9 protein-coding genes and 2 tRNA genes are annotated in these 9,805 nt (G+C 72.3%); 3 read left to right on the top strand and 8 right to left on the bottom strand.

What is annotated here, in order from left to right; translation table 11 throughout:
* Positions 1 to 12 precede the first annotated feature (12 nt).
* Entirely contained in the window at positions 13 to 480 is a 468-nt protein-coding gene (locus ACFWIC_RS29965) for a DUF393 domain-containing protein (RefSeq protein ID WP_329949830.1), read from the bottom strand.
* 204 nt (positions 481 to 684) lie between these two features.
* Between ACFWIC_RS29965 and ACFWIC_RS29970 the strand changes: the two genes are divergently transcribed.
* Complete coding sequence (locus tag ACFWIC_RS29970; protein WP_329882270.1) at positions 685 to 2,331, top strand: hypothetical protein; 1,647 nt, start codon at positions 685 to 687, stop codon at positions 2,329 to 2,331.
* A 67-nt stretch (positions 2,332 to 2,398) separates the two neighbouring features.
* On the opposite strand, the gene ACFWIC_RS29975 is transcribed toward ACFWIC_RS29970, so the two are convergent.
* The 4 genes from ACFWIC_RS29975 to ACFWIC_RS29990 form a co-directional block, all read right to left on the bottom strand.
* Positions 2,399 to 2,959 carry an HIT domain-containing protein gene (locus ACFWIC_RS29975; RefSeq protein ID WP_329882271.1) on the bottom strand — a complete coding sequence of 187 codons (561 nt, stop codon included), beginning with the start codon at positions 2,957 to 2,959 and terminating at the stop codon, positions 2,399 to 2,401.
* 79 nt (positions 2,960 to 3,038) lie between these two features.
* On the bottom strand, positions 3,039 to 5,018 hold the full coding sequence (thrS, locus tag ACFWIC_RS29980) for a threonine--tRNA ligase (protein ID WP_355404251.1): 1,980 nt from the start codon (positions 5,016 to 5,018) through the stop codon (positions 3,039 to 3,041).
* A gap of 99 nt (positions 5,019 to 5,117) precedes the next feature.
* On the bottom strand, positions 5,118 to 6,290 hold the full coding sequence (locus ACFWIC_RS29985) for a hypothetical protein (RefSeq protein ID WP_380355400.1): 1,173 nt from the start codon (positions 6,288 to 6,290) through the stop codon (positions 5,118 to 5,120).
* Between the two features lie 32 nt (positions 6,291 to 6,322).
* Positions 6,323 to 6,877 carry a DUF4365 domain-containing protein gene (locus ACFWIC_RS29990; RefSeq protein WP_329949827.1) on the bottom strand — a complete coding sequence of 185 codons (555 nt, stop codon included), beginning with the start codon at positions 6,875 to 6,877 and terminating at the stop codon, positions 6,323 to 6,325.
* Positions 6,878 to 7,030: 153 nt separating this feature from the next.
* Here ACFWIC_RS29990 and ACFWIC_RS29995 point away from each other — a divergent pair, with 153 nt between their 5' ends.
* Positions 7,031 to 7,798: an exonuclease domain-containing protein gene (locus tag ACFWIC_RS29995; protein ID WP_329949826.1), complete on the top strand. Its 768-nt coding sequence runs from the start codon at positions 7,031 to 7,033 to the stop codon at positions 7,796 to 7,798.
* 94 nt (positions 7,799 to 7,892) lie between these two features.
* On the opposite strand, the gene ACFWIC_RS30000 is transcribed toward ACFWIC_RS29995, so the two are convergent.
* The 3 genes from ACFWIC_RS30000 to ACFWIC_RS30010 all read right to left on the bottom strand — a co-directional run bounded on the left by ACFWIC_RS30000 (position 7,893) and on the right by ACFWIC_RS30010 (position 8,926).
* A tRNA-Val gene (locus tag ACFWIC_RS30000) sits at positions 7,893 to 7,964 on the bottom strand.
* A 209-nt stretch (positions 7,965 to 8,173) separates the two neighbouring features.
* Positions 8,174 to 8,245 (bottom strand) — tRNA-Val (locus ACFWIC_RS30005).
* A 156-nt stretch (positions 8,246 to 8,401) separates the two neighbouring features.
* On the bottom strand, positions 8,402 to 8,926 hold the full coding sequence (locus ACFWIC_RS30010; RefSeq protein WP_329949825.1) for a TIGR02611 family protein: 525 nt from the start codon (positions 8,924 to 8,926) through the stop codon (positions 8,402 to 8,404).
* Positions 8,927 to 9,120: 194 nt separating this feature from the next.
* Here ACFWIC_RS30010 and ACFWIC_RS30015 point away from each other — a divergent pair, with 194 nt between their 5' ends.
* On the top strand, positions 9,121 to 9,534 hold the full coding sequence (locus ACFWIC_RS30015; protein WP_030056266.1) for an SsgA family sporulation/cell division regulator: 414 nt from the start codon (positions 9,121 to 9,123) through the stop codon (positions 9,532 to 9,534).
* Positions 9,535 to 9,805 lie beyond the last annotated feature (271 nt).

The raw sequence follows: 9,805 nt of genomic DNA on the forward strand, positions 1-9,805 counted from the left end.
GCCGTCGGCCCGTCAGGCGTCGGTGTCGCCCCGCCCGTCGGGCGCGGCGGCGGCCGGGCGCTGCGGCAGTGCGCAGGCCGGCGTCCCGCCCGGCATCCGGTGCCGGTTCCTCGCCACCCACCGGTAGGCCAGCGCCGCGACCGGCCGCACCGGCGCCGACGCCAGGACTCCGCCCAGGTAGGCCCACGCCCCGCCCGAGCGCAGCAGCAGCCGCGCCACCGCCTGCGCCCCGCCGTAGACGCGGCCGGCCGGGGTCACCCAGAGCAGCTCGCGCTCCGCGCGCTCCCAGGACACCTCCCCGCGCCCCCCGGCCGCCCCGTCCAGGCCGGCGAGGTCCGCGAACTGGAACGGCACCGCGTCCCAGCCGCCCGACGCCAGGGTCTGCCGCAGGTACCGCTCGGCCCAGTTCTTGCAGGTCGTGCAGAACGCGCAGTCCCCGTCGAAGACCAGCACCGGATCCCTCACCACCACGTTGTCCATACCGTCATCGTGCACCATCCGACGCCGCCGCCGGCGGACAGGGCAGCCGGGGTCCGCCCCGGCGCATCGCGCTCCCGAAACCTGGGCATCATGCCCCACAGGTCCACCGTGGCCCGATCGTGACGGCACTTCAGACGATCATCCACACAGCGGCACCACGGCACGGTAATCTGCCGCAGGACAAGGGGAGGAGGGGACGCCACCGTGACGACACTCGACATGACCCCGGGTGCGCAGATACCCCGGACCGACGTCGGCCCGCAGACCGCCGGCACGCAGGCACTCTCCTCGGCCGCGTACCGCGACGGCAAGCTCGCCGACGACGCCGGCAAGCTCGACGGAGCCACCGCGAAGAAGGGCCGCTTCGCCCTCTTCGCCCCCAACTTCGGCGAGGCCTTCAGCAAGGCGCTCATCTCCCGCGCGCTCGGCGGCGACCGCAAGCCCCTGGTCCCCGCCTTCGGCGTCGAGACCCGCCAGGTCGTCGAGCACTGCCTCGCCGCCGAGGAGATCCGCCGCAACCGCGACCGGCAGCTGTCCACCATCTCCGTCGTCACCGGCGTGCTCTGCCTGCCCGGCGCCCTCGTCTGGCTGGGCGCCTTCCAGCTCCGTGCCTGGCTCCGGCGCGACAACCCCAAGAACGCCGGCGTGTACGGGGCCGTCGTCCTCGTCCTCGTCGCCGCCCTCGCCGCCCTGCTCGCGATCAAGCCCCCGGTCGGCGGCGTCCTCGGCATCTACCTGCGCCTGGTCATGCTCGCCCCGGTCATCGGCTGGTACCTCGCGAAGCGCATCGTCGAACGCACCGCCGTCGACCTGCGCGCCCGCTGGCTGCAGCTGGTCGAGGGCAACGCCGTCGCCGCGACCGTCCCGATGGCCGTCCCGCGCGACGACCTCGACAAGAAGGCCGCCGACCTGCGGGCCAAGCTCGGCCGGCTGGACTCCGAGCAGGAGACCAACATCCAGCACTACGCCGGCCCCAAGGGCATCCTCGGCGTCGGCCGCCGCTGGGGCGAGTGGAAGCTCATCGACACCCTGCGCCCCGCCGAGGGCCAGATCGACTTCCGCCAGTTCCACCCCTGGGACCTCGTCCGGAAGATCTCCGGACACCTCAAATCGCTCGGCATCAGCGAGGTCGCCAACAGCGGGATGCCCGGCGTCCGGGTCAAGCAGTGGGTCGTCTTCGAGGTCGGCGAGAGCGCGGACGAGATCAGCCGCCCCGGCGGCGCCGACATGGACGGCGACCACATGCGCGACTTCGCCGTCCAGGCGGTCGCCGACAAGCAGACCTTCGGCGGCGGCCCCCGCCACTACCTCGCCACCCAGTTCATCACCCACGACGGCAAGCTCGTCCTGACCTTCACCGTCACCGTGGTGCTGCTCGCCAACACCCTCAACATCACCGTCGCCGGCTACGCCCTCGGCCCGATCAACGGCTTCTTCTTCGACAAGCCCAAGGCCAAGGAGAAGTCGGTCGCCAAGACCGTGCGGTTCTGGGAGGAGCGCACGGTCAAGCTCCCGCTGATCGACAACGACGAGGTCGTCCGGCAGGCCGTCCGCGCGCCCTTCTACCGGATGCCCGCCCTGCTCGGCTGGCTCGGCGGCGGCCTCGGCCTGCCCGAGCCCTTCGGCCTGCGGCACATCTGGGCCGGCCTGCCGTGGGGCACCCGCACCATGGCCGACAACGCGCTCAACTCGGCCCACCCGGTGCTCGGCGCCGTCCACACCGCCACCCTGGAGTTCCTCGCCGAGCACGACCTGGACACCGACCGCGCCTTCAAGGGCCGCGCCGCCGGGCTCAAGGCCGAGGCCCAGGGCAGCCGCCCGTTCAAGGTCGACCACTACGACGCCGGCTGACGGCCGCACCGGGCACGACGGGGCCCCTGCCGACACACGGTCGGCAGGGGCCCCGGTCCGTCCCGGCTCAGTCCTGCGGCCAGGCCTCCGCCAGCATCTTGCGGGTGTCCGCCAGCAGTTGCGGCAGCACCTTGGTGTGGCCGACCACCGGCATGAAGTTGGTGTCCCCGCCCCAGCGGGGCACCACGTGCTGGTGCAGGTGCGCCGCGATCCCGGCACCTGCCGCCGTCCCCTGGTTCATCCCGATGTTGAAGCCGTGCGCGCCCGAGGCCGCGCGCAGCGCCGTCATCGCCTTCTTGGTGAACACCGCCAGCTCGGCCGTCTCCGCCTCGTCCAGCTCGGTGTAGTCCGCCGCGTGCCGGTACGGGACCACCATCAGGTGACCGCCGTTGTACGGGTAGAGGTTGAGCACCGCGTACACGGAGCCGCCGCGTGCGACGACCAGCCCGTCCTCGTCACTCAGCGACGGAATCGAGCAGAACGGGCAACCGTCGTCCGGAGCCGGGCCGGTGGGCTTGTTCTCGCCCTGGATGTAGGCCATCCGATGGGGGGTCCACAGGCGGCGGAAGCCGTCCGGCTCGCCGACGCCCCGCTGCAGTTCCGGCTCAGTCGTCATGCTGATCAGCATATTCGCCCGGCCGTTCTTGCAAAGCAGCGCGGGGCAGACTCCCGAGGAGCCCGCCCCGCGCTCACGCGTGACCGTGGTGTCACACCTGGATGCGGCGCTCCACGGCGTCCACGATCTCGGCGACCGCGTCGGCCACCGGGACGCCGTTCTTCTGCTCGCCGTTGCGGTAGCGGAAGGACACCGCACCCGCCTCGACGTCGTCGTTGCCGGCGATCAGCATGAACGGGGTCTTGCTCTTCTGGGCGTTGCGGATCTTCTTCTGCATCCGGTCGTCCGAGGTGTCGACCTCGACCCGGATGCCGCGCTTCTTCAGCTCGGCCGCGACCTCCAGCAGGTACGGCACGTGCTCGTCGGTGATCGGGATGCCGGTCACCGTGACCGGGGCCAGCCACGGCGGCATGGCACCGGCGTAGTGCTCCAGCAGCACCGCGAAGAACCGCTCGATCGAGCCGAACAGCGCCCGGTGGATCATGACCGGCCGCTGGCGCGAGCCGTCCGCCGCGGTGAACTCCAGGTCGAAGCGGTCGGGCAGGTTGAAGTCCAGCTGGATGGTGCTCATCTGCCAGGTACGACCGATGGCGTCCTTCGCCTGCACCGAGATCTTCGGGCCGTAGAAGGCCGCGCCGCCCGGGTCCGGCACCAGCGGCAGGCCCTGCTTCTCGGCCACGGCGGCGAGGACGGCGGTGGCCTCCTCCCACGCGTCGTCCGAGCCGACGAACTTCTCCGGGTCCTTGGTGGACAGCTCCAGGTAGAAGTCGTTCAGGCCGTAGTCGCGCAGCAGGTTGAGCACGAAGGTGAGCGTCGAGTCGAGCTCGTCGGCCATCTGCTCACGGGTGCAGTAGATGTGCGCGTCGTCCTGGGTGAAGCCGCGGGCGCGGGTCAGGCCGTGCACCACGCCGGACTTCTCGTACCGGTACACCGTGCCGAACTCGAAGAGACGCAGCGGCAGTTCGCGGTACGAGCGGCCACGCGCGTCGAAGATCAGGTTGTGCATCGGGCAGTTCATCGGCTTGAGGTAGTAGTCCACGCCCTCGTCGAGCTGCATGGGCGGGTACATGCCGTCCGCGTACCAGTCGAGGTGGCCGCTCTTCTCGAAGAGCTTCCCCTTGGTGGCGTGCGGGGTGTAGACGAACTCGTAGCCCTCCTCCTCGTGCCGGCGGCGCGAGTAGTCCTCCATGGCGCGGCGGATGATGCCGCCCCTGGGGTGGAAGACCGCGAGGCCGGAGCCGATCTCCTCGGGGATGGAGAAGAGGTCGAGCTCGCTGCCGAGCTTGCGGTGGTCGCGCTTGGCGGCCTCCTCCAGGAACTCCAGGTGCGCCTTGAGCGCGTCCTTGGTCGGCCAGGCGGTGCCGTAGAGGCGCTGGAGCATGGGGTTCTTCTCGCTGCCGCGCCAGTAGGCGGCGGCCGAGCGCATGATCTTGAACGCCGGGATCATCCGGGTCGACGGCAGGTGCGGGCCGCGGCAGAGGTCGCCCCAGCACAGCTCGCCGGACTTCGGGTCCAGGTTGTCGTAGATGCTCAGCTCGCCGGCGCCGACCTCGACGTCGGCACCCTCGCCGGCGGTGGCGGCGGAGCCCTTGAGGCCGATCAGCTCCAGCTTGTACGGCTCGCCGGCCAGCTCCTCGCGGGCGGCCTCGTCGGTGACCACCCGGCGGGAGAACTTCTGCCCGCGCTTGATGATCTCCTGCATCTTCTTCTCGACGGCCTTGAGGTCGTCGGGGTGGAACGGCTTCTCGACGTCGAAGTCGTAGTAGAAGCCGTCCTTGACCGGCGGGCCGATGCCGAGCTTGGCCTCCGGGAAGAGCTGCTGCACGGCCTGGGCCATGACGTGCGCGGTGGAGTGGCGCAGGATGTCGAGGCCGTCCTTGCTGCCGATCTCGACCGGCTCGACCTCGTCGCCGTCCTGGACGGCGTACGCGAGGTCCTTGAGCTGGCCGCCGACGCGGGCGGCGATGATCGAACGGTCGTCGGCGAAGAGCTCGGCGGCCGTGGTGCCCGTGGTCACCACGCGCTCTTCCCGATCGGGTTCGCGGCTGATGATTACCCGGACGTCCGTCACCGGTCTCTCCTGACGTGCTGGATTCATAGGACGCAACACTTCGCTGCGCGTGACGATGGTACCGAGACCGGTGGCCCCGCCGTCACCTCCGTATCCTCCCTACCCGTCGCCCAGGGTCTTGAGCAGCCGCTCCCGCTCCGCCTCCTCCAGCCCGCAGGGCTCCAGGCCGGTGGGCCGGGTGAGCCGGCGGAAGCCGCCGCGCCGTTCGAGCCGGCCGCTGACCTTGACCGGGGTGCCGGCCAGGTGGGCCTCGGCGGCCAGCCGGTAGGCGGGATCGGGCAGGCGGACCTTGACCTCGTCGACCTCGGCGCCGCCGAGCACCCGCAGGCGGACGCTGCCGGGGCCCGCCGGGTCGGCGCGCTTGAGCCGGACGACGACGCCGACGACGGTGACGGCGACGGCGGGCTCGATGCGTTCGAGCAGCTCCGCGGCCTCCGCGAGGGCGGGCAGGTCGCCGGGCGAGAACTCCAGGGCGATCCGGCGGTCGCCGAAACCGCCGGGGGTCCCGGCGGCGGCCGACCAGGCGACGGTGAGCCGGCTCGCGGTGGCGCCGCGCACCAGCTCCTCGACGGATTCGACCAGCTCGCGGCTGACGCCGGACTGGACGGCGTTCTCGAAGGCCTCCGCGCCGCCGCTGACCCGGCGGTAGTCGACGGCGTCGCGCAGCGCCTCCAGGGCGCGGACCAGGGTGGTGACCGCGGCCCGGCCCTCGGGGGCGGGGGTGTAGGCGGTGAGGCCGGGGCCGCCGGAGACCACCAGGACGCGGTCGAGGAAGTCCCCGGCCCAGCTGTCGAGGCGGGCTCCGAAGTACGCGGCCCGGGTGCGGCCGGCCTTGGCGCCGGCCGCGAGCATGGCGCGCGCCGCCCGCTGAAGCCGTTCGGTGTCGTCCCAGGGCACCGTCGCGGGAGCGGAGCCCGGCGGGCCGGCGAGGTCGCGGTGCCACTGGAGCTCGTCGCCGGGGACGGCCAGGGCGAGCAGGATCGCGCGGGCGGAGGGGCTGGCGGAGCGGGAGAGCGCGGTGACGGCGTCGGTGAGGAGGTCGACGGCGTCGTCGAAGCCGTCACCGGCGGGGACGATCAGGCTGGTGCCGGGGTCGGTGCCGTCGGGGGGCGTCCAGCGGCCGTACCGGGCGGAGGGCCCGCCGCGCCGGACCCAGCCGTGCCGGGCCAGCAGGGTGGCGAGCACCGCGGGGTCGACGGCGGCCGGGTCGGGCAGCGCCCGGGCCTGCGGCTCGCCGGGACCGGGGCGCAGTGGCCCGTGGGGCAGTGTCATGGTGCGGCTCCTCCCGGCCGGGGGCCGGGCCGTCACGGGCTGCCGCCCGCGCCGACCCTGGCCATGATGTCGCACAGTGCGCGGTCGTCGAAGACCTTCGCGGTGGGTACCCGGACGTTGGTCCGGCGCTGCCCGGTGACCGGGTGGCCGGCCAGGTTGACCCAGTAGCAGCAGTGCCGCAGCTCCAGCGCGTCCGGCCGGGCCGCGAGCCAGTGGTCGACCCGGCGGGGCAGCAGCATGACGACGAGGATGCGGGGCACCGCTACCCGGGGGCGGGCGAGCTTGCGCAGGTGGTCGTTGTCGAGGGTGAAGCTGAAGTACGGGCCGCGCGGATGGGGGGCGATCTGCTGGGTGGCCTTCAGCTGGATCTTGACGGTCACCTCGTCGTCGATCTCGTGGACCCGGGAGCCGTGACTGACCTGCCAGTCGATGCCGTTGTCGGGGAACGGCTGGGAGAGCGAGCAGCCGGCCGCGGCGGCGACCGCGTGCAGGTAGCCGACCTGCAGGGTCTCCATGCAGGCGGTCACCGCCAGGTTGCCCCGCAGGGCGGCCTCCGCCTCGTCGGGCTGCGGCTGGGTCAGTGCCATCGCCGGGTCCTCCCCCCCGTCCCCCCGGGCCCGTCCCGATTCGAACAGGGCACCTGTCGGCAGGGTGCCCGGCCGGTGGTGCGCCAAACGGTTGAGGGGACGTCAGGAGCGGGTATCACCAGGGCGGGAACGCGCTGTATCCGAGGGGCAGTCATGCAGCAGCACTGGTTCACCGGCCCGATCGCCTCCTTCGACACCGAGACCACCGGCGTGGACGTCGAGACCGACCGCATCGTGTCGGCCGCCCTGGTGGTCCAACTCGCCCCGGGCGCCGCCCCGCAGGCGACCACCTGGCTGGCCGACCCCGGCGTGCCGATACCGGACGGTGCCCGCGCCGTGCACGGCATCACCGACGAACGGGTCCGGGCGTTCGGCCGCCCGGCGCGGACGGTGGTGGCGGAGATCGCCGCCGCGCTGGCGGCGCAGGCCCGGGCCGGCCGCCCGGTCGCGGTGATGAACGCGCCCTACGATCTGACCCTGCTCGACCGGGAGTTGCGCCGGCACCGCGGGGTCACGCTGACGGACGCGGTGGGCCCGGCCGGCCTGCTGATACTGGATCCACGGGTGCTGGACAAGCACGTGGACCGGTACCGCAAGGGCCGCCGGACGCTGACCGACCTGTGCGCGCACTACGGGGTGCAGCTGGCCGGGGCGCACGACGCGGCGGCGGACGCGGCGGCGACGCTGGCGGTGGTCCGGACGATCGGTGCGCGCCATCCGGCCGCGCTGGGCGGGCTGACGGTGGCGGAGCTGCACCTGCGGCAGGCGGTCTGGCACGCGGCACAGGCCCGGGGGTTGCAGGCGTGGTTCGACCGGTCGGGGGCGGACGAGCGGGTGGACCTGTCCTGGCCGCTGCGGCCGGCCCGGTGCGGATGCGGGCGACGGCTGTCCCCGGACCACAGGTGCGAGATGGCGGCGTAGCGCGGCGGGGCCGGTCCGGGCGCCCGGCGCTCGGTGTGCGCGCGAACGCCGCAGGCCCCGACCGGTCTCCGGTCGGGGCCTGCATGCTGTCCGGTGGGCGATACTGGGATCGAACCAGTGACCCCTTCGGTGTGAACGAAGTGCTCTCCCGCTGAGCTAATCGCCCGGGCAACGAGAAGAACTGTAGCACCATTCGGGGGGTGCGGTACAACTCGCTTCCCCGGGGTGCCGGTCGACACATCCGCAGAACTCGCACTCCGCACGGAAGATGACTGCGCCTCAGTTCATTCCCGGACGATGTTCACCGGATTGTGGAAATACATGTAAGGCCCAGCCGATAATCGGCTGGGCCTCACATATCACAATGCATTCCGGTGGGCGATACTGGGATCGAACCAGTGACCCCTTCGGTGTGAACGAAGTGCTCTCCCGCTGAGCTAATCGCCCGGGTGCAGGGAAAACATTACCGCATCCCACGGGGTGGTCCGAACACGCTCACCCCGGCCCCCGGAACGGCCGCCTCACCCGGACGGCGCACCGGCCGACCCCCGCTCCCCGGCCGGACCGCACACGGTCCGTACCCGGTCCGCGACGGACCCCCGCTCAGTCCTCGTCGATCTTCCAGGGCATGACCAGCCCGTACTTCCACAGGTACCAGCCGCCGATCCCGGCGATCACCGTCAGGCCGATCACCGTGAGCGTGATGTTGCGGCGGCGGACCCGCGGGTCCAGGGCCTTCTGGGCCGCCTCGGCCACCTTCCGCCGGGTCCAGCGCAGCGCCAGCTGGGCCCAGACGAACTCGGTCGCCCAGATGCCCATGCCCAGGAAGATGACCACCCAGCCGGGCCCGGGCAGCGGCAGCATGATCACGCCGAGCACCACCACCGCCAGGCCGATCAGGAAGACGGCCACCTGCCAGCTCAGGTGCAGCGGGCGGGAGCGGCGGATGAAGTGCGGCGCGCGTGAGCCCAGCGGCCGGCCACCGTCCGTGTCCGCCCCCGTACCCCCACCGTCGCCGTCGTCGTTCCCCGGCCCCGTCGGCACCCCCGTGTCGTCCGGCACGATCACATCCCCCGTTCCCGTGTTCCCGCCCGCGTCACCGCGTGCCTTGTCGCTTCGCACAGTCATGCCAGGAAACTAACCGAGAAGCGGGCCGGTAATGCCCTGCGGGGCACTCTGTGGCGATTCCGCAATGCGCCGTAAGGGGTACGACTCGCGCCCGAATCGGGACAGAGGGGTTTACATCGGTCTTGGAGGTGGGATGGTCCGTTCGCCGACGTGCGATTCCCCGAGCGCACACTGAGCGAAAGGCCATGGCGCTTATGAACACCACGGTCAGCTGCGAGCTGCACCTGCGCCTCATCGTGTCCAGCGAGTCCTCACTGCCCGTCCCCGCGGGTCTGCGCTACGACACCGCCGACCCCTATGCCGTGCACGCCACGTTCCACACCGGCGCCGACGAGACCGTGGAGTGGGTGTTCGCCCGAGATCTCCTTGCGGAGGGGCTGCACCGACCCACGGGTACCGGCGACGTCCGGGTCTGGCCGTCGCGCAGCCACGGGCAAGGGGTGGTCTGCATCGCGCTGAGCTCTCCGGAAGGAGAAGCCCTGCTGGAGGCCCCGGCCCGAGCGCTTGAGTCGTTCCTCAAGCGGACGGACGCCGCCGTACCCCCCGGCACCGAACACCGTCACTTCGACCTCGACCGGGAGCTGTCCCACATCCTCGCCGAAAGCTGACCCCGACCGGAGGCGGTCACGCCCCGCTGTCGGCGGGGTCGTACCTCCTGCCGTCACCGCAGCCGTCCTACTCGGGGGCACGGCAGCAAACTCAGCCGCGCACGACGCGGTCTCGGGGCCGGTGAAACGATTCGCCCCCATCAGGGGCGGGCCGGAGCACCGAAGGCGCCCGGCAGTGAGGCCGGCCACCCCCCCGGGGTGGGCGCCGCCCACGCCGCGCGCCGGGGGGTAGCGGGGGGGCCGCGCCCCGGGGGAGCCCCGGGGCCGCCAG

The sequence above is a fragment of the Kitasatospora sp. NPDC127035 genome, from assembly GCF_042726075.1.
GTDB lineage: Bacteria > Actinomycetota > Actinomycetes > Streptomycetales > Streptomycetaceae > Kitasatospora.